Annotated in this window: 24 protein-coding genes; 19 read left to right on the forward strand and 5 right to left on the reverse strand. The window is 66.4% G+C overall.

Annotation, left to right across the window (positions count from 1 at the left end; all coding sequences use genetic code 11):
- The first annotated feature begins 68 nt into the window (after positions 1–68).
- The 15 genes from FHD68_RS00090 to trmB all read left to right on the forward strand — a co-directional run bounded on the left by FHD68_RS00090 (position 69) and on the right by trmB (position 15,441).
- Positions 69–470, forward strand: a complete 402-nt coding sequence (locus FHD68_RS00090; protein WP_127898878.1) for a DUF5333 domain-containing protein — start codon at positions 69–71, stop codon at positions 468–470.
- 10 nt (positions 471–480) lie between these two features.
- A complete protein-coding gene (nuoG, locus tag FHD68_RS00095) occupies positions 481–2,493 on the forward strand; it encodes an NADH-quinone oxidoreductase subunit NuoG (RefSeq protein ID WP_127898877.1) in 2,013 nt (670 codons plus the stop codon).
- Between the two features lie 35 nt (positions 2,494–2,528).
- Positions 2,529–3,245: a hypothetical protein gene (locus FHD68_RS00100; RefSeq protein WP_240542436.1), complete on the forward strand. Its 717-nt coding sequence runs from the start codon at positions 2,529–2,531 to the stop codon at positions 3,243–3,245.
- 18 nt (positions 3,246–3,263) lie between these two features.
- Positions 3,264–4,295 carry an NADH-quinone oxidoreductase subunit NuoH gene (nuoH, locus tag FHD68_RS00105; protein ID WP_045998816.1) on the forward strand — a complete coding sequence of 344 codons (1,032 nt, stop codon included), beginning with the start codon at positions 3,264–3,266 and terminating at the stop codon, positions 4,293–4,295.
- A gap of 3 nt (positions 4,296–4,298) precedes the next feature.
- Positions 4,299–4,790, forward strand: coding sequence for an NADH-quinone oxidoreductase subunit NuoI (gene nuoI, locus FHD68_RS00110; RefSeq protein ID WP_045998817.1), 492 nt, complete (start codon positions 4,299–4,301; stop codon positions 4,788–4,790).
- Positions 4,787–5,200 carry a carboxymuconolactone decarboxylase family protein gene (locus FHD68_RS00115; RefSeq protein WP_045998818.1) on the forward strand — a complete coding sequence of 138 codons (414 nt, stop codon included), beginning with the start codon at positions 4,787–4,789 and terminating at the stop codon, positions 5,198–5,200. The genes nuoI and FHD68_RS00115 overlap by 4 nt, the downstream gene beginning before the upstream one ends.
- Positions 5,197–5,799: an NADH-quinone oxidoreductase subunit J gene (locus FHD68_RS00120; protein WP_127898876.1), complete on the forward strand. Its 603-nt coding sequence runs from the start codon at positions 5,197–5,199 to the stop codon at positions 5,797–5,799. Before FHD68_RS00115 ends, FHD68_RS00120 begins: the two co-directional genes overlap by 4 nt.
- A 58-nt stretch (positions 5,800–5,857) precedes the next feature.
- Positions 5,858–6,163 (forward strand): NADH-quinone oxidoreductase subunit NuoK, encoded by a 306-nt coding sequence (gene nuoK / locus FHD68_RS00125; protein ID WP_042248542.1) that lies wholly within the window; start codon positions 5,858–5,860, stop codon positions 6,161–6,163.
- A 4-nt stretch (positions 6,164–6,167) separates the two neighbouring features.
- Complete coding sequence (gene nuoL / locus FHD68_RS00130) at positions 6,168–8,294, forward strand: NADH-quinone oxidoreductase subunit L (protein ID WP_127898875.1); 2,127 nt, start codon at positions 6,168–6,170, stop codon at positions 8,292–8,294.
- 1 nt (position 8,295) lies between these two features.
- Positions 8,296–9,849: an NADH-quinone oxidoreductase subunit M gene (locus tag FHD68_RS00135; RefSeq protein ID WP_127898874.1), complete on the forward strand. Its 1,554-nt coding sequence runs from the start codon at positions 8,296–8,298 to the stop codon at positions 9,847–9,849.
- 10 nt (positions 9,850–9,859) lie between these two features.
- Positions 9,860–11,320: an NADH-quinone oxidoreductase subunit NuoN gene (gene nuoN / locus FHD68_RS00140; protein WP_127898873.1), complete on the forward strand. Its 1,461-nt coding sequence runs from the start codon at positions 9,860–9,862 to the stop codon at positions 11,318–11,320.
- A gap of 25 nt (positions 11,321–11,345) precedes the next feature.
- Positions 11,346–12,080, forward strand: coding sequence for a biotin--[acetyl-CoA-carboxylase] ligase (locus FHD68_RS00145; protein WP_127898872.1), 735 nt, complete (start codon positions 11,346–11,348; stop codon positions 12,078–12,080).
- Between the two features lie 4 nt (positions 12,081–12,084).
- Positions 12,085–12,864: a type III pantothenate kinase gene (locus FHD68_RS00150; RefSeq protein WP_045998823.1), complete on the forward strand. Its 780-nt coding sequence runs from the start codon at positions 12,085–12,087 to the stop codon at positions 12,862–12,864.
- Complete coding sequence (locus FHD68_RS00155) at positions 12,857–14,533, forward strand: ribonuclease J (RefSeq protein WP_127898871.1); 1,677 nt, start codon at positions 12,857–12,859, stop codon at positions 14,531–14,533. Before FHD68_RS00150 ends, FHD68_RS00155 begins: the two co-directional genes overlap by 8 nt.
- Positions 14,534–14,727: 194 nt before the next feature.
- A complete protein-coding gene (trmB, locus tag FHD68_RS00160) occupies positions 14,728–15,441 on the forward strand; it encodes a tRNA (guanosine(46)-N7)-methyltransferase TrmB (RefSeq protein WP_127898870.1) in 714 nt (237 codons plus the stop codon).
- A 27-nt stretch (positions 15,442–15,468) separates the two neighbouring features.
- Here the strand turns inward: trmB and glmS are convergent, their stop codons facing one another.
- Together glmS and glmU are read right to left on the reverse strand one after the other, a co-directional pair.
- Positions 15,469–17,286, reverse strand: a complete 1,818-nt coding sequence (glmS, locus tag FHD68_RS00165; RefSeq protein ID WP_127898869.1) for a glutamine--fructose-6-phosphate transaminase (isomerizing) — start codon at positions 17,284–17,286, stop codon at positions 15,469–15,471.
- Positions 17,286–18,629 (reverse strand): bifunctional UDP-N-acetylglucosamine diphosphorylase/glucosamine-1-phosphate N-acetyltransferase GlmU, encoded by a 1,344-nt coding sequence (gene glmU, locus FHD68_RS00170; protein ID WP_127898868.1) that lies wholly within the window; start codon positions 18,627–18,629, stop codon positions 17,286–17,288. Before glmU ends, glmS begins: the two co-directional genes overlap by 1 nt.
- 117 nt (positions 18,630–18,746) lie before the next feature.
- On the opposite strand from glmU, the gene FHD68_RS00175 reads away from it, so the two are divergent.
- The gene (locus tag FHD68_RS00175; RefSeq protein ID WP_127898867.1) at positions 18,747–19,421 is read left to right on the forward strand and encodes an HAD-IA family hydrolase; all 675 of its coding nucleotides are present in this window, start codon (positions 18,747–18,749) and stop codon (positions 19,419–19,421) included.
- Between the two features lie 4 nt (positions 19,422–19,425).
- On the opposite strand, the gene bfr is transcribed toward FHD68_RS00175, so the two are convergent.
- Both bfr and FHD68_RS00185 read right to left on the reverse strand, forming a co-directional pair.
- The gene (gene bfr, locus FHD68_RS00180) at positions 19,426–19,911 is read right to left on the reverse strand and encodes a bacterioferritin (protein ID WP_127898866.1); all 486 of its coding nucleotides are present in this window, start codon (positions 19,909–19,911) and stop codon (positions 19,426–19,428) included.
- Positions 19,859–20,152 carry a (2Fe-2S)-binding protein gene (locus tag FHD68_RS00185; RefSeq protein ID WP_127898865.1) on the reverse strand — a complete coding sequence of 98 codons (294 nt, stop codon included), beginning with the start codon at positions 20,150–20,152 and terminating at the stop codon, positions 19,859–19,861. Before FHD68_RS00185 ends, bfr begins: the two co-directional genes overlap by 53 nt.
- Positions 20,153–20,270: 118 nt before the next feature.
- On the opposite strand from FHD68_RS00185, the gene queA reads away from it, so the two are divergent.
- The 3 genes from queA to lpdA all read left to right on the forward strand — a co-directional run bounded on the left by queA (position 20,271) and on the right by lpdA (position 24,117).
- The gene (gene queA / locus FHD68_RS00190) at positions 20,271–21,317 is read left to right on the forward strand and encodes a tRNA preQ1(34) S-adenosylmethionine ribosyltransferase-isomerase QueA (protein ID WP_127898864.1); all 1,047 of its coding nucleotides are present in this window, start codon (positions 20,271–20,273) and stop codon (positions 21,315–21,317) included.
- 85 nt (positions 21,318–21,402) lie between these two features.
- On the forward strand, positions 21,403–22,659 hold the full coding sequence (locus tag FHD68_RS00195; protein WP_045998830.1) for an MFS transporter: 1,257 nt from the start codon (positions 21,403–21,405) through the stop codon (positions 22,657–22,659).
- A 66-nt stretch (positions 22,660–22,725) separates the two neighbouring features.
- Complete coding sequence (gene lpdA / locus FHD68_RS00200; protein ID WP_045998831.1) at positions 22,726–24,117, forward strand: dihydrolipoyl dehydrogenase; 1,392 nt, start codon at positions 22,726–22,728, stop codon at positions 24,115–24,117.
- A 51-nt stretch (positions 24,118–24,168) separates the two neighbouring features.
- Here lpdA and FHD68_RS00205 read toward each other — a convergent pair whose 3' ends face one another.
- The gene (locus FHD68_RS00205; RefSeq protein ID WP_139084939.1) at positions 24,169–26,586 is read right to left on the reverse strand and encodes a penicillin acylase family protein; all 2,418 of its coding nucleotides are present in this window, start codon (positions 26,584–26,586) and stop codon (positions 24,169–24,171) included.
- Positions 26,587–26,656: the final 70 nt, after the last annotated feature.

Here is a 26,656-nt window from a genome sequence, read left to right on the forward strand (position 1 = left end):
GGTCGTGTCGGGCAATGCGCCCGGCCGGCGATTACGTGGAGGCACGTGATCACCGAGAGGATGCCGTGATGAAACGACCCATGCTTGCCGCCATCGCCCTGGCGTTCCTGGCCCTTCCTGCCGCCGCGCAGGTGCCGCTGAGCCAGGAGACCTACATCAACGACCGGCTGGTCCAAGCCCGTGTGGCCGACATGCTGCGCCGGGGATGCCCCGACATCAGCGCGCGGATGATCCGTGCCTTCAGCGAGGCGCGCGCGCTGAAACGCTATGCCCTGGATCAGGGCTATTCCGAGACCGAGATCGAGACCTTTCTGGACAGCCGCGAGGATCGCCGACGCATCTATGCCGAGGCAGACCGCTATATGGTCCAGAACGGTGTCGTGAACGGACAGCCGGAAACCTTTTGCCGCCTCGGGCGGGACGAAATCGCACGGCAGACGGTCGCAGGATCGCTGCTGAGTGCCAGATAAGGAAGTCATCATGGCCGAATTGCGGACAATCAAGATCGACGGCATCGAGATCCAGGTCGATCCGAACCTGACCTTGATCCAGGCCTGCGAGCAGGCCGGGATCGAGATCCCGCGTTTCTGCTATCACGAGCGGCTGTCCATCGCGGGCAACTGCCGGATGTGCCTGGTCGAGGTCGTGGGCGGCCCGCCCAAGCCCGCCGCCTCCTGCGCGATGCAGGTCAAGGACATGCGCCCCGGTCCCGACGGCGCCCCGTCCGAGATCCGCACCAACAGCCCGATGGTCAAGAAGGCCCGCGAAGGCGTGATGGAGTTCCTGCTGATCAACCATCCGCTGGATTGTCCGATCTGCGACCAGGGCGGCGAATGCGACCTGCAGGACCAGGCGATGGCGTACGGCGTCGATTTCAGCCGCTATCGCGAGCCCAAGCGTGCCTCCGAGGAGCTGAACCTGGGGCCGCTGGTCGAGACCCACATGACGCGCTGCATCAGCTGCACCCGCTGCGTGCGCTTCACGACCGAGGTCGCGGGCATCACCCAGATGGGCCAGACCGGCCGCGGCGAGGACAGCGAGATCACCAGCTATCTGAACCAAACGCTGGAATCGAACCTGCAGGGCAACATCATCGACCTGTGCCCGGTGGGCGCGCTGGTATCGAAGCCCTATGCCTTCACCGCCCGCCCGTGGGAACTGACCAAGACCGAGACGATCGACGTCATGGACGCGCTTGGCAGCGCGATCCGCGTGGACACCAAGGGCCGCGAAGTGATGCGCATCCTGCCGCGCAACCATGACGCGGTGAACGAGGAGTGGATCAGCGACAAGACCCGCTTCGTCTGGGACGGTCTGCGCCGCCAGCGTCTGGACACCCCCTATCTGCGCGAGAACGGCCGCCTGCGCCCGGCCACCTGGCCCGAGGCGCTGACCGCCGCCGCCCGCGCGATGCAGGGCGGCAAGGTCGCGGGTCTGGTCGGTGATCTGGCCTCGGTCGAGGCGGCCTTCAGCCTCAAGACGCTGGTCGAGGGGCTGGGCGGTTCGGTGGAATGCCGCACCGACGGCGCGCGCCTGCCGGCGGGCAACCGGTCGGGCTATGTCGGCAATGCGGTGATCGAGGATATCGACAACGCCATGTCGATCCTGCTGATCGGGACCAACCCGCGCGACGAGGCGGCCGTGCTGAACGCCCGCCTGCGCCGGGCCTGGGCGCGCGGCGCGCAGGTCACGGTCGTCGGTCCGGCGGTCGATCTGACCTTTGATTATGACCATGCGGGCACCGACCGCGCGGCGCTGTCCGCCTTGCTGGACAAGGCCGAACAGTCCGAGGACGCGGGCATTATCATCATCGGGCAGGGCGCCCTGCGCGAGGCCGACGGCGAGGCCGTGCTGGCCGCCGCCCAGGCCTTGGCCCAGACCACCGGCGCGCGCCTGCTGGTCCTGCACACCGCCGCCGGCCGCGTGGGTGCGATGGACGTGGGTGCCGTGACCGAGGGCGGGATGTCCGCCGCGATCGACGGGGCGCAGGTGATCTTCAACCTGGGCGCCGACGAGGTCGAGATCGCCGCGGGTCCGGTGGTCATCTATCAGGGCAGCCATGGCGACCGGGGCGCGCATCGCGCCGACATCATCCTGCCCGCCGCCTGCTATACCGAGGAGATGGGCCTGTTCGTGAACACCGAGGGCCGTCCCCAGCTTGCCATGCGCGCCAATTTCGCGCCGGGCGAGGCCAAGGAGAACTGGGCCATCCTGCGCGCCCTGTCGGCCGAGCTGGGCCAGACCCTGCCGTGGGACAGCCTGGCGCAGCTGCGTCGTGCGCTGGTCGAGGCCGTGCCGCATCTGGGCCAGGTCGATCAGGTCGTCGAGAGCGACTGGCAGCCCCTGCCGATGCGGGACCTGGGCCAGGCGGCCTTCGTGAACCCGATCCGTGATTTCTACCTGACGAACCCGATCGCACGCAGCTCTCCGCTGATGGGAGAGTTGTCGCGCATGGCTGCGGCGCGCCATATGCCCGCGTTGGCTGCGGAGTAACAAGGATGACCCCCACTGTTCGGACAAGCGCTTCGGTGACGGCCCTGATCGGGGCCGTCTTGGCCCTGTCGGGCTGCATGCAGACCTCGACCGGTGGGGGGGCGGAGGCGCGTCCTCCGGTGGCGGCCTCGGTGGCGGGGGGCGACAGGCTTGGCCGCGCCCGCGTGTCCAGCCAGTCGGGAGAAATCCTGATCCTGGAGGAGGACGGCAGCGTCACGACGATGGATCTGGACAGCCCCGGCGGCCGCGACGCCTTTGCGGTGACCGAGGCCGACCTGGAGGCGCTGAACCAGAACCTGGACCTGGATTTCGCAGGCCTGGTCGCGCCCAACCGCCCGCGGGAGAAGACCGCGCAGCAGAAGGCGCTGGAGGCGTTCGCCGCCCGGACCCAGCCCGCGCTGCCAGTACTGGCCGAGGGGACCGAGATCGCGCCGGAATCCTTCATCGCCGTGCAGGTGGTGCCGCTGAACCGCGGCGCGGGGGCCGATCTGGTCGAGGTGACGGCCAATCTGCAGCAGGGGGTGGACGCGGATATCGCGTTCTCGTATGCCACCTGCGCATTGGCCGGTTGGGCCCGCGACAACGGCAACCCCTATGGTCGGCATGTCCGCACGCTTCAGGCCGAACGGAACGGCAAGTTGCTGATCGGATCGGCGTTCCTGCTGTCGGACAGCAAGCCGATGGGATTGCGGGTGATGGAAACGGAAGAGACCTTGCGCGAATGCGACGCACGCGGCATTCCAACGGCGTAAGGCAAAGGGACTGGCATCATGGCTGAATTTTGGGCATCCTCCTGGGGCATCGCGCTGATCCTGCTGGCGCAGGGCCTGGCGCTGATCGTCTTCGTGATGCTGTCGCTGGTCTACATGGTCTATGGCGACCGCAAGATCTGGGCGGCGGTGCAGATGCGCCGCGGACCCAACGTGGTCGGGCCCTGGGGCGTCCTTCAGACATTCGCCGACGCGCTGAAATTCGTGGTCAAGGAAATCGTCGTGCCCGCGGGCGCGGACAAGTTCGTGTTCTTCCTGGCGCCGTTCCTGTCGATGATGCTGGCGCTGCTGGCCTTCGTGGCGATTCCCTTCGCGCCGGGCTGGGTGATGGCCGACATCAACGTTGGCATCCTGTTCATCTTCGCGGTCTCCTCGCTGGAGGTCTACGGGGTGATCATGGGGGGCTGGGCGTCCAACTCCAAGTTCCCGTTCCTGGGCTCGCTGCGGTCGGCCGCACAGATGATCAGCTATGAGGTCAGCCTGGGCCTGATCATCATCGGCGTGATCATCTCGGCAGGCTCGATGAACCTGACCGCCATCGTCGAGGCGCAGCGCGGGGCGGGACTGCTGTCCTGGTTCTGGCTGCCGCACCTGCCGATGGTCGTCCTGTTCTTCGTCTCGGCCCTGGCCGAGACGAACCGCCCGCCCTTCGACCTGCCGGAAGCGGAATCCGAACTGGTCGCGGGCTTCATGACCGAATATTCCTCGACCCCCTATCTGCTGTTCATGGCCGGCGAATACATTGCCATGTGGCTGATGTGCGCACTGATCAGCCTGCTGTTCTTCGGCGGCTGGCTGTCGCCCATCCCCGGCCTGCCGGACGGCGCGATCTGGATGTTCCTCAAGATGGTCATCTGGTTCTTCATGTTCGCGATGGTGAAGGCCATCGTGCCGCGGTACCGCTATGACCAGTTGATGCGGATCGGCTGGAAGGTGTTCCTGCCGCTGTCCCTGGGCTGGGTTGTGATCGTGGCTTTCCTTGCGAAATTCGAAGTCTTCGGGACCTTCTGGGCCCGTTGGGCAGGAGTGTAAAAGATGGCTTTCGACGTCGTCCGCGCCACCAAATACTTCCTGATGGTGGATTTCATCAAAGGGTTCGGCCTGGGCATGCGCTATTTCTTTGCGCCCAAGGCGACCATCAACTATCCCCACGAGAAGGGTCCGCTGTCGCCGCGCTTCCGCGGCGAACACGCCCTGCGCCGCTATCCCAACGGCGAGGAACGCTGCATCGCCTGCAAGCTGTGCGAAGCGATCTGTCCCGCGCAGGCGATCACCATCGATGCCGAACCCCGCGACGACGGCTCGCGCCGCACGACGCGCTATGACATCGACATGACCAAGTGCATCTATTGTGGCTTCTGCCAGGAGGCCTGCCCGGTCGATGCGATCGTCGAGGGGCCGAACTTCGAGTTCGCCACAGAGACCCGCGAGGAGCTGTTCTACAACAAGGACAAGTTGCTGGATAACGGCGCCCGTTGGGAATCCGAGATCGCGCGCAACCTGGCGATGGACGCGCCGTACAGATGACCGATCCCTTCACCAAGATGTTTCAGCAGATGCTGAGCCAGGGACAGGAGATGGCGCGGACCTTCAATCCGGCGCTGGAGCATTTCGACGTCAAGGCGTTCGAGAAGATGTTCCCGACCATGCCCGCCGACATGCTGGAGATGTGGTTCGGCAAGACCTTCAACCGCGACGGTCTGGATGCGCGCACCCGCCTGCTGGTGACCATTGCGGCCATGACCGTGCAGGGCGCGCTGGCCGAACCGCAGATGCGCATGACCATCCGCCACGCCATCGAGGCAGGCGCCACCCCGCGCGAGATCGCCGAGGTGATCTATCAGATGGGCATGTTCGGCGGCCTGCCGGCGATGCAGAAGGCGCTGGAGATCGCCCAGGGCGTCTTTACCGAATCCGAGGGGAGCCCCCAGTCATGATGACATTCGCATTCTACCTGTTCGCCATCTCTGTCTGCACGGCGGGCTTCATGGTGGTGCTGGCGCGCAACCCGGTCCATTCGGTGCTGTGGCTGATCCTGGCCTTCCTGTCGGCCGCGGGGCTGTTCGTCCTGCTGGGCGCCGAGTTCGTGGCCATGCTGCTGATCATCGTCTATGTCGGTGCGGTCGCGGTGCTGTTCCTGTTCGTGGTCATGATGCTGGACGTGGACTTCACCAAGCTGAAGGGCGAGTTCGCCCGCTATCTGCCGCTGGCCGGCCTGATCGCCATCGTCCTGCTGGCGCAGCTGGCCATCGCCTATGGCGCGTGGGAAAGCAGCGACCAGTCGGCGACCCTGCGGTCCGTGCCGATGGCGACCGAGGTTCTGAACACCAACGCGATCGGTCTGCTGCTCTATGACCGCTACATCCTGCCGTTCCAGATCTCGGGCCTGGTCCTGCTGGTCGCGATGATCGGGGCGATCACGCTGACCATGCGGCACCGCACCAACGTCAAGCGCCAGGACGTGATCGCCCAGATGCACCGCGATCCGGCCAAGGCCATGCAGCTGCGCGACGTCAAGCCGGGGCAGGGGCTGTAAGCTTCCGCCCCAGCCAACGGAATATCAACGGGTGAGAGAGCCCGGAGGGACTGAACTGATGATCGGATTGACACATTACCTGGTCGTGGGCGCGATATTGTTCGTCGCCGGGATCTTCGGCATCTTCGTGAACCGCAAGAACGTCATCGTCATCCTGATGTCGATCGAGCTGATGCTGCTGGCGGTCAACATCAACTTCGTGGCCTTCTCGGCCCATCTGGGCGATCTGGGCGGGCAGATCTTCACCATGTTCATCCTGACCGTCGCCGCGGCCGAAGCGGCCATCGGCCTGGCCATCCTGGTCGTCTTCTTCCGCAACCGCGGCACGATCGCGGTGGAAGATGTCAACGTGATGAAGGGTTAGGGTCATGGCTCAGTTCATTCTTTTCGCACCCCTGCTGGGTGCGCTGATCGCGGGCTTCGGATGGCGCCTGATCGGAGAGCGCGGCGCGCAGATCCTGACGACAGCCATCCTGTTCGCCGCCGCGGCCCTGTCCTGGGTGGTCTTCCTGACCTTGGGCGAGCCGCAGAGCATCCCCGTCATGGACTGGATCGTCTCGGGCGACTTCACCTCTGAATGGGCGATCCGCCTGGACCGCCTGACCGCGATCATGCTGATCGTGATCAATTCGGTCTCGGCGCTCGTGCACCTCTACAGCTTCGGCTACATGGCGCATGACGAGAATTTCGGCGACGACGAGCCTTACCGCGCGCGTTTCTTCGCCTATCTGTCGTTCTTCACCTTCTCGATGCTGATGCTGGTGACCTCCGACAACCTGCTGCAGATGTTCTTCGGCTGGGAAGGCGTGGGCGTCGCGTCCTATCTGCTGATCGGCTTCTACTTCAAGAAGCAGTCGGCGGGCGCCGCAGCGATGAAGGCGTTCATCGTCAACCGCGTCGGCGACTTCGGCTTTCTGCTGGGCATCTTCGGCCTGTGGTGGATGACCGGGTCGATCCAGTTCGACGAGATCTTCGCCCAGGTCCCGATGCTGGCCCAGACCGAGATGACCTTCCTGTGGCGTGACTGGAACGCGGCCAACGTGCTGGCGATCCTGCTGTTCATCGGCGCGATGGGCAAATCGGCGCAGCTGTTCCTGCACACCTGGCTGCCCGACGCGATGGAAGGCCCGACCCCTGTGTCAGCCCTGATCCACGCGGCGACCATGGTGACCGCGGGCGTGTTCCTGGTCTGCCGGATGTCGCCGCTTTACGAATTCGCGCCCGAAGCCAAGATGTTCATCGTCTATATCGGCGCGACCACCGCCTTCTTTGCGGCGACTGTCGGTCTGGTCCAGAACGACATCAAGCGCGTCATCGCCTATTCGACCTGTTCGCAGCTGGGCTACATGTTCGTGGCTGCGGGCGTCGGCGTCTATTCGGTCGCCATGTTCCACCTGTTCACGCATGCCTTCTTCAAGGCGATGCTGTTCCTGGGCGCGGGTTCGGTGATCCATGCGATGCATCACGAACAGGACATGCGGAATTATGGCGGGCTGCGGAAAAAGATTCCGCTGACCTTCTGGGCCATGATGATCGGCACGCTGGCCATCACCGGCGTCGGCATTCCGCTGACCCATATCGGCTTTGCGGGCTTCCTGTCCAAGGACGCCGTGATCGAGAGCGCCTTCGTCGGCAGCAGCTATGCCTTCTGGATGCTGGTGATTGCGGCCCTGATGACCAGCTTCTATTCCTGGCGGCTGATGTTCCTGACCTTCTATGGCAAGCCGCGGGGCGATCATCATGCGCATGACCACGCGCATGAGAGCCCGCGCGTGATGACCGCGCCGCTGGTCGTGCTGGCCTTCGGGTCGATCTTCGCGGGCATGGTCTGGTACAACAGCTTCTTCGAGGAGGAGGGCGTCACCCGCTTCTTCGGGATCGAGGCCGCCGCCACGCATCACGCCGAGGGTGCCGCCGCCGCAGGGACCGACACCGCCCTGGAGGGCAGCGTCGCCGAGGCCCCCGCGCAGGAGCCCGAGGGCGCCGCGCTGCACGCCGCCGCCGGTGCCGCCGAGAACCCGGCCGAGGTCGAGGCCTTCACCGTGACCCCCGGCGCGATCTACATGCGCCCCGACAACCACGTGATGCATGATGCGCATTACGTGCCGAAATGGGTCAAGGTGTCGCCTTTCGTCGCGATGCTGATCGGCTTGGGCCTGGCCTGGCTGATGTATATCCGCCGCCCGGAATGGCCGGCCCAGCTGGCCGCGCAGCAGCGGGGGCTCTATCAGTTCCTGTTGAACAAGTGGTATTTCGACGAGGCCTATGACGCGATCTTCGTGCGTCCGGCGCGCTGGATCGGCGCCAAGCTGTGGACGAGCGGTGACGGAGCCGTTATCGACGGCGCCATCAACGGCCTGGCTTTGGGAATCATCCCGCGCCTGACCCGGTTCGCCGGACGGGTGCAGTCGGGCTATCTCTTCCATTACGCCTTCGCGATGGTTTTGGGCATCGTGGGCTTGCTGATCTGGGTGATGATGCGGGGCGCGCAATAACATGACGAACCTTCTTTCGATCATCACCTTCCTGCCGATCGTTGCGGCGGGCATCTTGGCCCTGTTCCTGCGCGGCGACGACGCCGCCTCGCAGAAGAACGCGAAATGGCTGGCGCTGATCGCGACCAGCGCGACCTTCCTGATCTCGCTGTTCCTGCTGGCGGGTTTCGATCCCTCGAACACGGGCTTCCAGTTCGTCGAGGATCACGCCTGGATCATGGGCCTGCGCTACCGCATGGGCGTGGACGGGATCTCGATCCTGTTCATCATGCTGACCACCTTCCTGATGCCGCTGACGATCCTGTCCTGCTGGGACGTGATGCTGCGGGTCAAGGAATACATGATCGCGTTCCTTGTGCTGGAGGGGCTGATGATCGGCGTCTTCGCGGCGCTGGACCTGATCCTCTTCTACCTGTTCTTCGAGGCGGGCCTGATCCCGATGTTCCTGATCATCGGCATCTGGGGCGGCAAGAACCGCATCTATGCGTCGTTCAAGTTCTTCCTCTACACCTTCATCGGCTCGGTGCTGATGCTGGTGGCGATGATCGCGATGGCGCGCACGGCGGGCACGACCGACATCGCCGCGCTGCTGGAATTCGACTTCCCGTCGCAGACCATGGCGGTGATGGGCTTCACCATCGTGGGCGGCATGCAGACGCTGCTGTTCCTGGCCTTCTTCGCCAGCTTCGCGGTCAAGATGCCGATGTGGCCGGTCCATACTTGGCTGCCCGACGCGCACGTCCAGGCGCCGACCGCCGGTTCGGTCGTGCTGGCGGCCGTGCTGCTGAAGATGGGCGGCTACGGCTTCCTGCGCTTCAGCCTGCCGATGTTTCCGGTGGCCTCCGACCTGCTGCAGCCCTTCGTGCTGTGGCTCTCGGCGATCGCCATCGTCTATACCTCGCTGGTGGCCTTGGCGCAGTCCGACATGAAGAAGCTGATCGCCTATTCGTCGGTCGCCCACATGGGCTATGTGACCATGGGTATCTTTGCCGCCAACCAGCAGGGGCTGGACGGAGCGATCTTCCAGATGCTGTCGCACGGCTTCATCTCGGGCGCTTTGTTCCTCTGCGTGGGCGTCATCTATGACCGCATGCACACGCGCGAGATCGACGCCTATGGCGGTCTGGTGAACCGGATGCCGGTCTATGCGCTGGTCTTCATGTTCTTCACCATGGCCAACGTGGGCCTGCCCGGCACATCGGGCTTCGTGGGCGAGTTCCTGACCCTGATGGGGACGTTCCATGCCAACACCTGGGTGGCCTTCGTCGCGGCGACCGGCGTGATCCTGTCGGCGGCCTATGCGCTGTGGCTTTACCGCCGCGTCACCATGGGCGCGCTGATCAAGGAAAGCCTGCGCACGATCACCGACATGACCCCGCGCGAACGCTGGATCTTTGCGCCGCTGATCGCCATGACCCTGATCCTGGGCGTCTATCCGCGCCTGGTCACCGACATCACCGGCCCCTCGGTCCAGGCGCTGCTGGTGAATTACAACGACGCGCTGCCTGCTGATGCGGCGACGGGCGACCTGGCCTCGGCCACCGCCAGCCATTGAGGAACGCACGATGACCGGTTTGGATATCTCCACCATTCTGCCCGAGCTGCTGCTAGCGATCTATGCGCTGGCCTCGCTGCTGGCGGGGGCCTATCTGGGCAAGGACCGGATCGCACGGCAGATCCTGTGGGCCAGCGTGGCGGCGCTTATTGCGGCGGCGATGGTGGTGGGCATGGCCGACCGCCCGCAGCAGAGCGCGTTCTTCGGGATGTTCATGGACGACGCCTTCGGTCGTTTCGCCAAGGTCACGATCCTGCTGTCCGGCGCCGCCGTCCTGGCGATGAGCGCCGAGTACATGGAACGGCATCGCCTGATGCGGTTTGAATACCCCATCCTGATCGTACTGGCGACCGTCGGCATGATGGTGATGGTGTCGGCCGGCGACCTGCTGTCATTGTACATGGGCCTGGAGCTGCAGTCGCTGGCGCTGTACGTCGTCGCCGCCATGCGCCGCGAAAGCGTCAAGTCGTCCGAGGCCGGGTTGAAGTATTTCGTGTTGGGTGCGCTCAGCTCTGGCCTGCTGCTCTATGGTGCGTCGCTGGTCTACGGCTTTGTCGGCACCACGCAATTCGCTGGCATCATGCAGGCCGTTCAGGCCGGAAGCTTGCCCTTGGGCCTGCTGTTCGGTCTGGTGTTCCTGCTGGTCGGCCTGGCCTTTAAGGTGTCCGCCGTGCCATTCCACATGTGGACGCCGGACGTCTACGAAGGTTCGCCCTCGCCGGTGACCGCGTTCCTGGCCACTGCGCCCAAGGTCGCGGCGATGGCGCTGATCGCGCGGCTGATGTTCGACGCTTTCGGGAACGTGCCGGCCGATTGGGGTCAGATCATCGCGGTGCTGGCGCTGCTGTCGATGTTCCTGGGCTCGATCGCGGGCATCGGTCAGCGCAACATCAAGCGTCTGATGGCCTATTCCTCGATCGCGCATATGGGCTTTGCACTGGTCGGCCTGGCTGCAGGCACCGCCTATGGGGTGCAGGCGATGCTGATCTACATGGCCATCTATGCGGTCATGAACGTGGGCAGCTTTGCCTTCATCCTGTCGCTGGAACGCGATGGCCGCCCGATCACCGACCTGGAGAGCCTGAACCGCTTTGCCAGCGCCGAGCCGCTGAAGGCGATGGCGGTCCTGTTGCTGATGTTCAGCCTTGCGGGCGTGCCGCCGCTGGTCGGTTTCTGGGCCAAGTACGGCGTGCTGTCGGCAGCGGTCGATGGTGGCATGGCATGGCTGGCTGTCGCCGGCGTGATCGCATCTGTCATCGGCGCATTCTATTACCTGCGCATCGTGTACTACATGTATTTCGGCGCCGAGACCGAGGGCGTGACCAGCCGCATGGGCAGCGTGCAGTACGCCGCCCTGCTGGTGCCGGCCTTCGCGCTGCTGCTGGGTTCGATCACCCTGCTGGGCATCGACGATTCCGCGGCGCTGGCCGCGCAATCGCTGGTCGGTCAAGCCACGGTTGCGGGTGAATAACCCGCCCGCCACATGGCCCCAGGGCGTGGCACGCCATGTCCTGGACCGTGTGGACAGCACCAACGCCGAAGCCTTCAGGCTGGCCCCGACGCTCGGCGGGCCGGCTTGGATCATGGCGCGCGAACAGCAGGCCGGACGTGGCCGCCGCGGCCGCGCCTGGACCGATCCGCCCGGAAACTTTGCCGCGACGCTGGTCCTGCGGCCGCAGGGGGCTGCGGCGGATGCGGCGCGGTTGTCCTTCGTCGCGGCGCTTGCCGTGCATGACGCACTGCGCGATCTGTGCGGTCCGGCGCTGAACCTGTCCCTGAAATGGCCCAACGACGTCCTGCTGAACGGCGGCAAGCTGTCCGGCATCCTGCTGGAGAGCAGCGGGGCAGGGGGACAGGTCGCGGTCCTGGCGATCGGCATCGGCGTCAATCTGGCGCAGGCCCCGGAGCCGTCCGAGGTCGAGGCCGGCGCGCTGCGTCCGGTCAGCCTGGCCGGAGAGACCGGCCTGACCGTGACGCCCGACGATCTGCTGGACGCGCTGGCCGTCCGTTTCGACGAAGGCATGCGGCAGATGTCGGCCTATGGCTTTGCGCCGATCCGTGCGGCCTGGCTGGCCCGCGCCGCAAGGCTGGGAGAGACGATCACCGCACGAACCGGCACCGCCGAGATCACCGGGCGCTTCGACGGTATCGACGAAACCGGCGCCCTGATCTTGACGGGTCCGCGCGGACGCCAGGTGATTTCCGCCGCAGACATCCATTTCGGGGGCTAGATCCATGCTGCTGTGCATCGATACCGGCAACACGAACACTGTCTTCTCGATCTGGGACGGGACGCGGTTCCTGTCCCACTGGCGGATCCGCACGGATCATCGGCGGACGGCGGACGAATACTATGTCTGGCTGTCCACGCTGATCGCGGTGCAGCGGTTCGAGTTGCAGATCGACGCCTGCATCATCAGCGCCACGGCGCCGCGGGTGGTCTTTAACCTTCGGGTGCTGTGCAACCGCTATTTCGACACGCGGCCCCTGGTGGTGGGCAAGCCCGACTGCCTGCTGCCGGTGCCGCCGCGGGTCGATGCGGGGACGACCGTGGGGCCCGACCGGCTGGTGAACACGGTCGGCGCCTATGACCGGCACGGCCCGGACCTGATCGTGGTCGATTTCGGCACGGCCACCACATTCGACGTGGTCGACATCGACGGCGCCTATATTGGGGGCGTCATCGCGCCGGGTGTGAACCTGTCGCTGGAGGCGCTGCACATGGGGGCGGCGTCCCTGCCGCATGTCGACGTGACGATGCCGGCGACGGTGATCGGCACGAATACGGTTGCATGTATCCAGTCAGGCGTGTTCTGGGGATATGTGGGGCTGGTCGACGGTATCGTGGACAAGATCCGCGCCGAGCGCGACCGACCCATGAAAGTGATAGCCACTGGCGGGCTTGCGCCATTGTTCGATCAGGGGTTCGACCTGTTCGATGCGATTGAAGACGATTTGACGATGCACGGGCTTCGGCTCATTCACGACTTTAACAAGGAGATGGGAAATGGCTGAACGCCTGATCTATCTGCCGCTCGGCGGAGCGGGCGAAATTGGCATGAACGCCTATGTCTATGGATACGGCCTGCCCGGCAAGGAGCGGCTGATCCTGGTGGACCTGGGCGTCACCTTCGGCGACATGGAGGGCAGCCCGGGGATCGACCTGATCATGCCCGACCTGACCTGGCTGGAGAAGAACCGCCACCGGCTGGAGGCGATCTTCGTCACCCACGGCCACGAGGACCATATCGGCGCCATCGCGCATCTGTGGAAGCGGCTGGACGTGCCGATCTATGCGCGCCGCTTCACCGGGACGCTGGTGCGCCTGAAGATGGAAGAGCACGGCCTGCCGACCGAGGTGGTCAACATCACCGAAGCGCGCCCTGCCGTGACCAATGTCGGCCCCTTCGGCGTGCAGTTCGTGCCGATCAGCCATTCGATCCCGGAAAGCAGCGCGCTGATCATCGACACGCCTGCGGGTCGGGTCGTGCATACGGGCGACTTCAAGATGGACGTGACCCCGGTCGTGGGCGACGCCTTCGACCCGGTCGGCCTGTCGCAGATCGCGGCAGAAGGTAAGGGCGTCAAGGTCCTGGCCTGCGACAGCACGAACATCTTTTCGACCCATCCCGGCCGGTCCGAGGCGGTTCTGGCGACCCCGATCCTGGAATGGGTCATGGCGCAGCCGAACATGGTCGTGGCCACCACCTTCGCCAGCAATATCGCGCGTCTGAAGACGCTGGCCGACGCGGCGCGCGCCTCGGGGCGCAAGGTGTGCCTGTTGGGCCGCGCGATGCGGCGCATGGTCAGCGTGGGCTTCGACAGCGGCATCCTGAAGGATTTCCCCGAGACGATCGGGCCCGAGGAGGCCGCCAAGCTGCCCCGCAACAAGGTCCTGCTGCTGGTCACCGGCAGCCAGGGGGAGCGTCGCGCGGCCAGCGCGCAGCTGTCGCGCGGCCGCTATCTGGGCCTGTCGCTGAAGGAGGGGGACAGCTTCCTGTTCAGCTCCAAGACCATCCCGGGCAACGAAAAGTCGGTCGGCCGCATCATGAACGCGCTGAGCGAGGCCGGAGTCGAGGTCTGGGACGCCGATGACGGGCTCTACCACGTCTCGGGTCACGCGAACCGGCCCGACATCGAGGCGATGCACGACCTGCTGCGGCCCAAGGTCGTGATCCCCATGCATGGCGAGCACCTGCACCTGCGCGAACACGTGATGCTGGCCCGTGCCAAGGGCATGACCGCCGAGATCGTCACCAACGGCACGATGCTGGACCTGACGGGCGATCGCCCCAAGGTCTGCGATCAGGTCGAAACGGGGCGTCTTTATCTGGACGGCAACCTGCTGATCGGCGCGATGGACGGGGTCGTGCGCGACCGCATCCGCATGGCGCTGAACGGGCACGCGATGGTCAGCGTGATCGTGGACGAGGACGACAATGTCCTGCCCGATGCCTGGGTCGAACTGATGGGCCTGTCCGAGCGGACCCGTTCGGGCGGCGAGCTGGCCCGCCAGATCGAGGCCGAGCTGTCCGAGTTCCTAGAGCGTGCCGATGCACGCACCGTGCGCGACGACGGCAAGATGGACGAGGCGATCCGCAAGATCACCCGCCAGGTGGCGATGGAGGAGATCGGCAAGAAGCCCGAGGTCACCGTCAGCATCAGCCGCCTGATGGCCGACTGACCTGAACCAGGCTTGCGTCCCGCGACGGGCCGGGGGGCCAGCCCCCCGGACCCCCCGATGTCCCACGGAGCGGAGGCGAAGGCTTGATCATCCCGCAGGGGGTCCGGGGGGTGCGAAGCCCCCCGGCCACCGCGGGACGCAAAGGCGCACAGGGGGCTTGAAACCGCGCCGCGCTTGCGGCAATGCCCGGCATCATGAGCGACACATCCGAATCCGGCTTTGATCCGAACCCGCCCCGCCGCAACTTCTATGGACGGCGGCACGGCAAGACCCTGCGGCAGAGCCAGAAGGGTTATCTGTCCGAGGACCTGGGCGAGCTGCGGCCCCGCGGCATCACCCTGCAGGACAACCCGGAACGCACCCCGGTCGATTCTGCCGCGATCTTCGGCAACGACCGCCCCGTCTGGCTTGAGGTGGGCTTTGGCGGTGGCGAGCACATGGTCCACATGGCCGCCACCTATCCCGACATCAACATCATCGGATGCGAGCCGTTTATCAACGGCGTCGCGATGCTGCTGGGCAAGATCCGGGCGGCGGGCGTGACGAATGTCAGCGTCCATCCGGGCGACGCGCGCGATCTGATGGATGTGCTGCCCGATGCCAGCGTCGAGCGCGCCTTCCTGATGTATCCGGATCCCTGGCCCAAGGCGCGCCACCATCGGCGGCGGTTCGTGACGCCCGAACACCTGCGCCCCCTGGCCCGCGTGATGCGGCCCGGCGGGATCTTTCGCGTGGCCAGCGACATCCCGGACTATATCCGTCAGACCCGCGAGGAGGTGCCGCCCGCCGGGTTCGAGACGCTTGATGACACCGCCGTCGCATGGGACGACTGGATCAGCACCCGTTACGAGCAGAAGGCCCTGCGCGAGGGGCGTCCGCCCCATTACGTGACCTTTCGCCGTCTGTAAGGAAAGGCCCGCCGAAGCGGGCCTTTTTCATTCCACGGTGACGGATTTTGCCAGGTTGCGGGGTTGATCGACATCGGTGCCCTTGGCGACCGCCGTGTGATAGGCAAGGTACTGCATCGGCACGGCATAGAGGATCGGCTGGAACACACCGCCGCCGGTGGGCAGGGCCAGGCTGGCGGTGATGCCGTCGCCCGCCGCCGCAATCCCCGCAGCGTCCGAAATCAGCAGCACCTGGCCGTGACGGGCCATCACCTCCTGCATGTTAGAGATGGTCTTGTCGAACAGCGCGTCATGCGGCGCCAGCACCACCACCGGCACGTCGCCGTCGATCAGCGCAATGGGGCCGTGCTTCAGCTCTCCGGAGGCATAGCCCTCGGCGTGGATATAGCTCAGCTCCTTGAGCTTGAGCGCGCCTTCCAGCGCGACGGGGTACAATGCGCCCCGGCCCAGATAAAGGACGTCGCGGGCCTGCGCCAGCCAGTCGGCCTGCATCCGGCAGTCGTCCGACAGAGCCAGCGCCTGCGCCAGCAGCGCGGGGATGGCGCGCAGGTCGCGCAGATGGGCCGTCAGGGCGGCATCATCAAGCCGACCGCGGTCATGCGCCGCCTTCAGCGCCAGCACGGCCAGCACGGCCAGCTGGCAGGTGAAGGCCTTGGACGACGCCACGCTGACCTCGATCCCCGCCAAGGTCGGCAGCGCCATGTCGGCGTCGCGCGCGATGGCCGACGTGCCCACGTTCACCAGCCCCACGGTCCGCGCGACCTTGCCGCGGGCATAATGCAGGGCGGCCAGCGTATCCGCCGTCTCTCCGGACTGGCTGACGGCGATGAACAGGCTGCGATCCGACAAGGGCGGTTCGCGATAGCGGAATTCGGAGGCGACATCGATGTCGCAGGGCAGGCCCGCCAACTGTTCGAACCAGTATTTCGCCACATGCCCCGCCAGATGCGCGGTGCCGCAGCCGACCAGGGTCACCCGGTCCAGGTCCGCGAAATCCAGGCCGTCCGGCAGGACGATGCGGTCGCCCTTGACGTAATGGTTCAGCACGTCGCCGATCACCACCGGCTGTTCGGCGATTTCCTTGGCCATGAAGTGACGGTGCCCGGCACGGTCGATGACGGTCGCGCCGACATCGATGCGGGCGGTGGCGCGGTGGACCTGGTGGCCCTCCGCGTCCCAGATCTGCACGCCCGCGCGCGTCAGAACGGCGTGGTCGCCATCCTCCAGATAGGTGATGCGGTCCGTGAAGGGCGCCAACGCCACCGCGTCCGAACCAAGATACATCTCTTTGTCGCCATGGCCCACGGCCAGCGGGCTGCCCTTGCGGGCCGCGATCAGCAGGTCGGGCTGATCCTGGAACAGGAAGGCCAGCGCAAAGGCCCCCTGCAGGTGGGCCAGCGTGGCACGGGCGGCCTCCACCGGCGATAGGCCCTGATCCAGGTGATGCGCGGTCAGCAGCGCAACGGTTTCGGTGTCCGTCTGCGATTCTGGCATGATGCCCCGATCGGCCAGTTCGGCGCGCAGTTCGCGAAAGTTCTCGATGATGCCGTTATGGACGACGGCGACGGGGCCGGACTGATGAGGATGGGCGTTGACCTCGGTCGCGGCGCCATGGGTGGCCCATCGCGTGTGTCCGATACCCGCATGCCCCGTCAGCGGCCGATGGACCAGCAGGTCCGACAGGTTGACCAGCTTGCCCACCGCGCGCCGGCGCGACAGCTGTCCGGTCGCGTCCACGGTCGCCACGCCGGCGCTGTCATAGCCGCGGTATTCCAGCCGCTTCAGCGCATCGACCAGCTGCGGGGAAACCTCGTGGTTGCCCAGGATTCCGATGATGCCGCACATCAGCGCGCCTCCTTCTTCAGCCGCAGCGCCGCCATCAGGCGGGTCGCCAGGCCCGGTTTCGTGACCTGGCGGGCCCGGCCGATGGCCAGGGCGCCGTCGGGGATGTCCTCGGTGATGGTGCTGCCCGATCCGGTCATGGCGTCCGCGCCGACATGGACGGGGGCCACCAGCATCGTGTCGCTGCCGATGAAGGCGCGCGGGCCGATCGTGGTCCGATGCTTGGAGACGCCGTCGTAATTGCAGGTGATGGTGCCAGCGCCGATATTCGTGTGCTCGCCCACATGGGCGTCGCCCAGATAGGTCAGATGGCCGACCTTGACACCCTCGTCCAGGACGGCGTTCTTAATCTCGACGAAGTTGCCGACATGGACATCCGTGCCCAATTCGGCGCCGGGGCGCAGACGGGCAAAGGGTCCGACGGTGGCCCCTTCACTGACATGGCAACCCTCCAGATGGCAAAAGGGCAGAATCTCGGCGCCCGATTCCACCGTCACGCCGGGGCCGAAGACGACGTTGGGCCCGATCACCGCGTCGCGCCCGATGACCGTGTCCAGCGCCAAAAAGACGCTGCCCGGATCGGTCAGGGTCACCCCGTCTTCCATCAGCGCCGCACGGGCACGGGCCTGGAAGGCGGCCTCGGCTGCGGCCAGTTCGGCGCGGGTGTTGATGCCAAGCGTCTCGGCCTCGTCGCAGATCACCACGTCGGCGCGACGCCCCTCGGCGCGGGCCAGGGCCACCAGGTCGGTCAGATAGTACTCGCCCGCGGCATTGTCGTTGCCCAGGCCCACGATCAGGCGGCGCAACAGATCGGCCTGCAGCGCCATGACGCCGGAATTGCACAGCACGATCTCGCGGGTCGCGGCGTCGGCGTCCTTGTACTCGACGATACGCTCCAGCCCGCGGTCGGTGACGACCAGCCGCCCATAGCGGCCGGGATCGTCCGCCTCGAAGCCCAGGACGACCAGATCGGCGGGGTGGGCTGCCAGTTCGTCCAGCGTGTCAGGGGCAATGAAGGGGGTGTCGCCATACAGGATGATCACCCGCCCCTCAAATCCTTCCAGGCTGGGCAGGGCCTGGCGCACGGCGTGCCCGGTGCCCAGCTGTTCGGCCTGCAGCACGGTCGCGGCCTCGGGGTCCAGCTTGGCCACCGCCCGGGCGACGGCGTCCGCGCCGTGGCCCGTCACGACCACGATCTGTTCCGGCTGCAGGTTGCGCGCCGCGCGCAGCGCGTGCCCGACCAGCGGCACCCCGCCAAGACGGTGCAGGACCTTGGGCAGGTCCGATTGCATCCGGCTGCCCTGTCCCGCCGCCAGAACCACGACCGCCAATCCAGCTTCCGACATCACCGCCCCCATCGCCTGTTTGCTTTTTCTTCACGGCGTTCTAATCGGGGCGGGACGCGCTGGAAAGGCCCGGCGCGGTCACCTTTGTTTTCCGAACATTTCCACGGGGGATGGCGCATGGCGGGTACAGTGGTCTTCGATCTGGACGGAACGCTGGCGGATACGTCGGGCGATCTGGTCGCGGCGGCGAATGCGTGCTTTCGCGCGCGGGGCCTGGGCGACCTGCTGGACCCGGTCGCGGATGCGCTGATCGCGTTTCATGGCGGACGGGCGATGCTGCGGGCGGGCTATGGCCGGATGTCGGATGATACGCTGTTGCCCCCCGGTGCCGAGGATGAGGATTTCGACAGCCTGCTGTCCCATTACGGTGCGGCGATCGCCGTGCACACGCAGCTGTATCCGGGGGTCGAGGCGGCGCTGGACCGTCTGGCCGCCGACGGGCACCGCCTGGCCGTCTGCACCAACAAGCCAGAGGCCCTGGCCGAGACGCTGCTGCGCGAACTGGGCATCCGCGACCGGTTCGGCGCCATGATCGGCGCGGACACGCTGCCGGTGCGCAAGCCCGACCCGCGCCCCTATCACGCCGCCGTCGAGGGCGCGGGCGGCACCGTCGCGCAGTCCTTCCTGGTGGGCGATACCGAGACCGACCGCAAGACGGCCGCGGCTGCCGGGGTGCGCGTCGCACTGGTCAGCTTCGGTCCCGAGGGCGAGGCGATCTCTCGCCTGGCGCCCGAGGTTCTGCTGGCGCATTTCGACCAGCTGCCCGCCATCGCCCGCGACTGGCTGGGCTGAGGGCCTATTCGGCCTCGTCAGCGGACTTGGCGTTCAGCTGGCCATAGTTCTGGGCGCCGATCGTCTCGAATAGGTGGATCTGCGTCTCTAGGAAGTCGATATGGCCTTCCTCGTCCTGGATCAGCTCCTCGAACAGCATCTTGCTGGGATAGTCGCCAACGGCATCACAATGGTCGCGCGCCTCGATGTACAGCGTGCGCGCGTCATGTTCTGCAGCCAGATCGCTGTCCAGCGTCTCGCGCAGGGTCTGTCCGATTCGCAACGGGTCCAGACGCTGCAGGTTGGGATGACCCTCCAGAAAGATGATCCGCTGGATCAGCTTGTCGGCGTGGTTCATCTCCTCGATGGATTCGGCGCGCGACTTGGCCGCGATCTTGCCGAAGCCCCAATCCTCCTGCAGACGATAATGCAGCCAGTACTGGCTGACCGCCGTCAGCTCAGAGCGCAGTGCGGCGTTGAGATACTCGATGACCTTGGCGTCGCCCTTCATGGGTGGCATCCTTCTTGCTGTCGGTTCTGGCCCGCAAAATCGGCGGTGCGACGCCCAGCTTATCGCACGCGCGCATGGTGTCCAGAAACAGCGGCATGCAGCCCCCGCAATCGGCGCGCTTGCCCAGGGCGTGATAGATCTTGCCCGGCGTGATGATGGTCTGGGCATCCGCCGCGCGCATCCAGTCGATGGCGGCGCGGATGTCGTGATCCGAGATCATGGCGCAGTGGCAGACGATCATGGCGGGCTCCTGTCGGGCGGAGACTTACCAATTCTGTCGGGCTTGTAAAGTCCGACGTTTTCGCTTTGGCATCACGGCTGCTTGACGCGGGCGCGGGCGGGCCGCAAAACCCCGTGCCATGAAGCTGTCCGATTTCGATTTCGACCTGCCCGCCGACCTGATCGCCACGCGGCCCGCCAAGCCGCGCAGTTCCGCACGTCTGCTGCTGGCGGAAGGCGGGGCCATCACCGATCGCCATGTGGGCGATCTGCCGCAGATCCTGCGCCCCGGCGACCTGCTGGTGCTGAACGACACCAAGGTCATTCCCGCCCGCCTGACCGGCACCCGCGCCCGCCAGACCCCGCAGGGCGAGGCCGTGGCGCGGATCGAGGTCACGCTGCTGGAACCCGCCGCCGAAGGCTGGCAGGCGCTGGCCAAGCCGCTGCGCAAGCTGCGCGTGGGCGAGGTAATCCGGTTCGGCGACACCCTGTCCGCCACCGTGGCCGAGATGACCGCGACCGGCCTGCGCTTGGTGTTCGACGCCACGGGTGATGCGTTCGATGCGGCGCTGCAACAGGTGGGGGCGATGCCCTTGCCGCCCTATATCGCGGCGCTGCGGGCGCCGGACGACCAGGACCGCGACGACTATCAGACGGTCTGGGCCGCGCGGCAGGGCGCGGTCGCGGCCCCCACGGCCAGCCTGCATTTCGACGCCCCCCTGCTGGAGACGCTGGCGGCGCAGGGCGTCCAGTTCGTGCATGTGACCCTGCACGTGGGGGCGGGGACGTTCCTTCCGGTCAAGGTCGACGACGTCACCACCCACCGGATGCACGCCGAATGGGGAGAGGTGTCCCCCGAGGCCGCCGAGGCGATCAACCGTGCCAAGGCGGAGGGCCGCCGGGTGATCCCGGTGGGCACCACCGCCCTGCGCCTGATCGAATCGGCCGCCCCCCGGGTCGGGCGGATCGCGCCGTTCCGGGGCACGACCGACATCTTCATCTATCCCGGTTATCAATTCCGGGTGACCGACGGGCTGATGACGAACTTTCACCTGCCCAAATCCACGCTGCTGATGCTGGTTTCGGCCCTGATGGGGTCCGAGAAAATCCGGGAAATCTATGGACATGCGGTCGAACGAGGCTATCGTTTCTTCAGCTATGGCGACGCGTCGCTGCTGATCCCCTGAGGTCGGTTTCCTGCTGGCATCGGGGCCCCGTCGGGCATAGGTCGGGCATTCCGCCCCCACGCCCCTGAACAAGACGAGACCCGCGATGATTTCGGTGTTGCGCACCACATGGCCGCTGCTGCTTGGCATCCTTCTGCTGATGGTCGGCAACGGCATGCAGGGCACCCTGCTGGGCATCCGCGGCGGGATCGAGGGCATCCCGACCTTCCAGATGTCCATCGTCATGGCCAGCTATTACGGCGGGTTCCTGCTGGGCAGCCTGACCGTGCCGGACCTGATCAAGAACGTCGGCCATGTCCGCGTCTTTGCCGCCCTGGGGTCGCTGATCAGCGCCGTGCTGGTCCTGTTCGCGGTCGAGCCGCACTGGATCAGCTGGACGGTCCTGCGGTTCCTGATCGGGTTCTGCTTCTGCGGGGTCTATGTCACGGCGGAAAGCTGGCTGAACGCCGGCTCCACGAACGAGAACCGCGGCCAGGCGCTGTCGCTCTACATGATTGTGCAGTTGCTGGGCATCGTGATCGCGCAGGCCCTGCTGAACGTCAGCAGCCCGGCGGGTTATCTGTTGTTCATCATCCCGTCGGTGCTGGTGTCGCTGGCCTTCACGCCGATCCTGCTGTCGGCCCAGCCCGCGCCGCAGTTCCAGACGATCAAGCGGATGTCCTTTGCAAAGCTGTACAAGGCATCGCCGCTGGGCTGCGTGGGGATCTTCCTGATCGGGGGCGTGTTCTCGGTCCTGTCGGGCATGTCGTCGGTCTGGGGCGCCCAGATCGGGCTGTCGGTGGCGCAGATCAGCCTGTTCGTGGCTGCGATCTATGCAGGGGGGCTGGTCCTGCAATATCCGATCGGCTGGATCTCGGACCGCTATGACCGGCGCAAGCTGGTCCTGGGGATGTCGGCCATCGGCGGGCTGTGCGGCCTGGTGACCGTCGCGGCACAACCCGGAACCCTTGGCCTGGTCATCGCTGGGGCGATCATGGGCGGGGTCGCGAACCCGGTCTATGCGCTGCTCTTGGCCTATACCAACGACTATCTGGATCAGTCCGACATGGCGTCGGCATCGGCGGGCCTTCTGTTCATCTATGGCATCGGCAGCATGGGCGGGCCGATCATCACCGGCTGGATGATGGGCATCATCGGGCCTGACGGGTACTGGGTCTACATGGGCGTCCTGCTAGCGCTGCTGACGGCCTATGCGGGATGGCGCACCACGCAGCGTCGTGCCCTGACCCCGGACGAACAGGGCAGCTTTGCGGTCATCACGCCCAACGCGACCCCCCTGGCGGTCGACGCGGTGCTGGAGGAGGCGCAGTCGGACGACCCGTCGCCCCAGCCTGCGACCTGACCGCCCGCTTGCCGCCTTGGGGCAAATGGTTTAACGCTGAACTATAATTCATCAGCGGGGGATCCGATGGCCCAGAATTTCGACTTGGTGGTGATCGGCGCAGGGCCGGGCGGCTATGTGGCCGCGATCCGGGGCGCGCAGCTGGGCCTGAAGGTGGCCTGCATCGAACGCGAGCATCTGGGCGGCATCTGCCTGAACTGGGGCTGCATCCCGACCAAGGCCATGCTGCGTTCCGCAGAGGTCTATCACCTGATGCACCGGGCCAAGGAATTCGGGTTGAAGGCCGAGGGGCTGGGCTATGATCTGGACGCGGTCGTGAAGCGGTCGCGCGGCGTTGCCAAGCAGCTGTCCGGCGGCATCGGCCACCTGTTCAAGAAGAACAAGGTGACGGTGATCATGGGCGAGGCCAAGCTGGCCGGCAAGGGGAAGGTCACCGTCAAGACCGACAAGGGCACCGAGGAGGTGACCGCGAAATCCATCGTGCTGGCCACCGGCGCGCGGGCGCGCGAGCTGCCGGGGCTGGAGCCGGACGGCAAGCTGGTCTGGAACTACAAGCACGCGCTGGTCCCGCCGCACATGCCCAAGAAGCTGCTGGTCATCGGGTCGGGCGCCATCGGCATCGAATTCGCCAGCTTCTTCAACACGCTGGGCGCCAAGACCACCGTGGTCGAGGTCATGGACCGCGTCCTGCCCGTCGAGGATGCCGAGATCAGCGCCTTTGCGAAGAAGCAGTTCGTCAAGCAGGGCATGACGATCATGGAAAAGGCCGCGGTCAAGAAGCTGGACCGCAAGGGCTCGACCGTCACCGCCCATATCGAGGTCGGCGGCAAGGTCGAGACGCAGGAGTTCGATACGGTGATTTCCGCCGTGGGCATCGTCGGCAACACCGAGGGACTGGGCCTGGAGGAGGCCGGGATCAAGGTCGATCGCACCCATGTCATCACGGACGAATACTGCCGCACCGGGGTCGAGGGCGTCTATGCCATCGGCGATCTGGCCGGCGCGCCCTGGCTGGCGCACAAGGCCAGCCATGAGGGCGTGATGGTGGCCGAGCTGATCGCGGGCAAGCACCCCCATGCGATCAAGCCGGGCAGCATCGCGGGCTGCACCTATTGCCACCCCCAGGTCGCATCGGTCGGCCTGACCGAGGCCAAGGCCAAGGAGCAGGGGCTGGACATCAAGGTCGGCCGCTTCCCCTTCGTCGGCAACGGCAAGGCCATCGCGCTTGGGGAACCGGAAGGCATGATCAAGACCATCTTCGACGCCAAGACGGGCGAGCTGCTGGGCGCGCACATGGTCGGCGCCGAGGTGACCGAACTGATCCAAGGCTATGTCATCGGGCGCCAGCTTGAGACGACCGAACAGGACCTGATGGAGACGGTCTTCCCGCATCCCACCTTGTCCGAGATGATGCACGAATCCGTGCTGGACGCATACGGGCGCGCCATCCACTTCTGATCGCAGCTGGAACACGGGAACGAAGGGGGGCGGTTTTGCCCCCCTTTTTCGTCAATCTGCCGGTGTCAGCGTGGTGATGCCCGCGGCCGCGGCACGGGCCAGATCGGGGTCCAGCGACATGCCGATGTATTCGCCTCGCCGCCACAGGCCTGCCAGGTCGTCGTAATGGCGCGACAGCGGATGACCCGACTGTCCGGTCGAGGTGATGAACACCGAACTGTCCGGGTCCGCCAGGTCGATCACGCTGCGATAACCGGCCCCGCCGATCGCCTGATAGGGGTCGTCGCCGGTGCCGATCATGCCGGTGCGGGCCACGGTGAACTCTCCGCCCGAGATCGACTGGGTGATGTTCATGATCCAGCCAAGTGCGGGCAGCGCGCCCAGGCCCGGATGCACGTGATGCGCCTGATGCGCGTCGCCCCACCGCCAGCTGGTCACGTCGGGACCGTATTCGGCGGTCAGGTCCAGGATGGCGCGGTCCAGCGACTGGCGGGCGATGGTCGCGCAATCCTCGGTCGCGGCGCTTTGGACCACGTCGCACCAAGCGGCGGCGCCGTCGCGATCGCGGAACACCGCGTCGATGAAATGCGGTTGCAGGCGGATCAGGTCGTCGGCCAGCGGCCCCAGCTCGTCCCGGACCAGGCGGTCCTGCAGCGCACCCATCCAGGCGGCATAGATCAGGGGTTCAGGCAGGTGCTCGTTCATGGCGCCGTCCCATTCGGCCAGCAGGGTCAGGGCGTCCTGACGCTGGCGTTCCGGGGTGCCGGGCGCCGCCGGATCGCCGGTGAACCATAGATTCGCCCCCACCAGCGGCAGCAGGGCGCGGGCCGCAGGGCTGACGACGTCCAGCTGTGCGGCGATGAAGCTGTCGCGGGAATGCACCTCGCGCCCGCCCAGCAGCCCGGACAGCCGGTCATGGCGTAGCCCGTCGGCCTCCGGCTCCTCCGTCGCGAGGGCAAGCCCGTCCTGCGGGCGACGCGCCTGGGTCGCCAGCGACACGGTGCCCTGCCATGCGGTTTCGGTCAGCCAGCCGGGCGAGGGCAACGCGCCCTTGGTCGGATGGTCGTCGGCCCGCTGGGGTGCCGCGCCTGCGGCCAGCCGGGTGACGGTCTCTCCCTGCGCCAGGGTCACGTCCAGCGCCGGGGCGACCACGTCGGCCAGGGCGCGGGTCGCCTGATCGGCGTCGCCGGCCCGCATCAGCGCCATCAGCGCGGACATCGTGCGGTCGCGCTGCGACAGCCCCGTCCAGCGCAGCGATGGGACATGCCCTATGGGCGTCACGTCACGCAGCCCCGGGTCCAGGCCGGGAACGACGGGACCGTTCTGCGTCTCCCGCAGAGTGATGGTCTGGGGGGACGCGTCCAGCACGCGGATCACCTCGGTCCGGGTCTGGAACTCTGTCCAGCCCTGCGTGCCGCGATAGCGGTCGGTATTGCCGGGCTGGACCTCCTCGATGGCGATGTCGGCCACGTCCAGGTCCAGCGGCGTCAGCGCCCAGGACAGTGTCGGATTGCGCCCCGACAGGACCAGCGGCATGCCGGGCACCGTGGCCCCGATCACTCCGCCGCCTTCCAGCTCCAACCGCGCCAGATAGTACAGCGACGGCACCGTCAGCCCCGCATGCAGGTCGTTGGCCAGCAGCGCGGCCCCCGCAGCCGTCCGCAGCGCCTCGGCGCCGAAGGCATTGCCGCCAAGCGCCTGTTCGGGGCGCAGGAAGCCAAGCGGGTCGTAATCCGCCTGCGGGTCCAGGCGCCGTTCGGGCGCACCAAGGCGGGCACCGGGAAACAGCCCCGCATAGTCGGGCAGGGCAGCAGGTATGCCGGCCCGGTCGACGATCTGCATGCCGCGTTCGGGCCAGGCCAGGGCCAGTCGGGCGCGCAGGATCTCCTCTCCCGCGGAATCGGTGCCGGCCGCCGCCATCAGCTTCAGGATCGCCAGCGAATCGGCGGGCTGCCAGAAGGTGATGACATCCGGGAACAGGAAGAATTCGGGCGCGCCGCGCCCCATCGCACCGTCGTTGACGATGCGGATCCATTGGTTCACCCCGTCGGCATAGGCCTGCAGCGCCGCAAGCGTGTCGTCGTCCTGCACCTCCAGCGAAGCCTGGGCCGCGCGCTGCAGGCCCAGCCTGCGGATCAGGTCGTCGGCGGGCAGGGCGCGAGGGCCATGGACCTCGGCCAGCCGGCCCTGCGCCGCGCGGCGCAGCAGGGTCATCTGGAACAGCCGGTCCTGCGCATGGGCCAGGCCCAGGGCAAAGAACACGTCCGCGTCGGTCTTGCCGAAGATATGCGGCACATTCTCGGTCGAGCGCACGATCTCGACCGGGGCGGTGATGCCCGTCACCGAATAGCTGGCGGTATAGTCGGGCAGGGACCGCACGGCGAAATACCAGACCAGCACGGCGGACAGGACCGCCAGGACGATCAGCGCGATGGTCAGCCGCAGAAGCCAGCGAAACAAGGTCAGCATGTGCGGGCAGGTCCTTGGCCGGGGGCGCGGCACGGGTTGACCCTGCCGCGCATGGATGGTGGTGTGTTGC

Source organism: Paracoccus marcusii, assembly GCF_006151785.1.
In the GTDB taxonomy this organism is placed as follows: Bacteria; Pseudomonadota; Alphaproteobacteria; order Rhodobacterales; family Rhodobacteraceae; genus Paracoccus; species Paracoccus marcusii.

What these genes read in the sequence shown, in the direction of transcription:
- nuoN (WP_127898873.1), top strand. Translation starts at nt 9,860, where the DNA reads ATGACCGGTTTGGATATCTCCACCATTCTGCCCGAGCTGCTGCTAGCG.
- nuoK (WP_042248542.1), top strand. Translation starts at nt 5,858, where the DNA reads ATGATCGGATTGACACATTACCTGGTCGTGGGCGCGATATTGTTCGTC.
- FHD68_RS00120 (WP_127898876.1), top strand. Translation starts at nt 5,197, where the DNA reads ATGATGACATTCGCATTCTACCTGTTCGCCATCTCTGTCTGCACGGCG.
- FHD68_RS00205 (WP_139084939.1), bottom strand. Translation starts at nt 26,586, where the DNA reads ATGCTGACCTTGTTTCGCTGGCTTCTGCGGCTGACCATCGCGCTGATC.
- FHD68_RS00175 (WP_127898867.1), top strand. Translation starts at nt 18,747, where the DNA reads ATGGCGGGTACAGTGGTCTTCGATCTGGACGGAACGCTGGCGGATACG.
- nuoL (WP_127898875.1), top strand. Translation starts at nt 6,168, where the DNA reads ATGGCTCAGTTCATTCTTTTCGCACCCCTGCTGGGTGCGCTGATCGCG.
- bfr (WP_127898866.1), bottom strand. Translation starts at nt 19,911, where the DNA reads ATGAAGGGCGACGCCAAGGTCATCGAGTATCTCAACGCCGCACTGCGC.
- FHD68_RS00195 (WP_045998830.1), top strand. Translation starts at nt 21,403, where the DNA reads ATGATTTCGGTGTTGCGCACCACATGGCCGCTGCTGCTTGGCATCCTT.
- FHD68_RS00155 (WP_127898871.1), top strand. Translation starts at nt 12,857, where the DNA reads ATGGCTGAACGCCTGATCTATCTGCCGCTCGGCGGAGCGGGCGAAATT.
- FHD68_RS00090 (WP_127898878.1), top strand. Translation starts at nt 69, where the DNA reads ATGAAACGACCCATGCTTGCCGCCATCGCCCTGGCGTTCCTGGCCCTT.
- nuoI (WP_045998817.1), top strand. Translation starts at nt 4,299, where the DNA reads ATGGCTTTCGACGTCGTCCGCGCCACCAAATACTTCCTGATGGTGGAT.
- FHD68_RS00115 (WP_045998818.1), top strand. Translation starts at nt 4,787, where the DNA reads ATGACCGATCCCTTCACCAAGATGTTTCAGCAGATGCTGAGCCAGGGA.
- glmU (WP_127898868.1), bottom strand. Translation starts at nt 18,629, where the DNA reads ATGTCGGAAGCTGGATTGGCGGTCGTGGTTCTGGCGGCGGGACAGGGC.
- FHD68_RS00150 (WP_045998823.1), top strand. Translation starts at nt 12,085, where the DNA reads ATGCTGCTGTGCATCGATACCGGCAACACGAACACTGTCTTCTCGATC.
- nuoG (WP_127898877.1), top strand. Translation starts at nt 481, where the DNA reads ATGGCCGAATTGCGGACAATCAAGATCGACGGCATCGAGATCCAGGTC.
- glmS (WP_127898869.1), bottom strand. Translation starts at nt 17,286, where the DNA reads ATGTGCGGCATCATCGGAATCCTGGGCAACCACGAGGTTTCCCCGCAG.
- FHD68_RS00135 (WP_127898874.1), top strand. Translation starts at nt 8,296, where the DNA reads ATGACGAACCTTCTTTCGATCATCACCTTCCTGCCGATCGTTGCGGCG.
- lpdA (WP_045998831.1), top strand. Translation starts at nt 22,726, where the DNA reads ATGGCCCAGAATTTCGACTTGGTGGTGATCGGCGCAGGGCCGGGCGGC.
- nuoH (WP_045998816.1), top strand. Translation starts at nt 3,264, where the DNA reads ATGGCTGAATTTTGGGCATCCTCCTGGGGCATCGCGCTGATCCTGCTG.
- trmB (WP_127898870.1), top strand. Translation starts at nt 14,728, where the DNA reads ATGAGCGACACATCCGAATCCGGCTTTGATCCGAACCCGCCCCGCCGC.
- queA (WP_127898864.1), top strand. Translation starts at nt 20,271, where the DNA reads ATGAAGCTGTCCGATTTCGATTTCGACCTGCCCGCCGACCTGATCGCC.
- FHD68_RS00185 (WP_127898865.1), bottom strand. Translation starts at nt 20,152, where the DNA reads ATGATCGTCTGCCACTGCGCCATGATCTCGGATCACGACATCCGCGCC.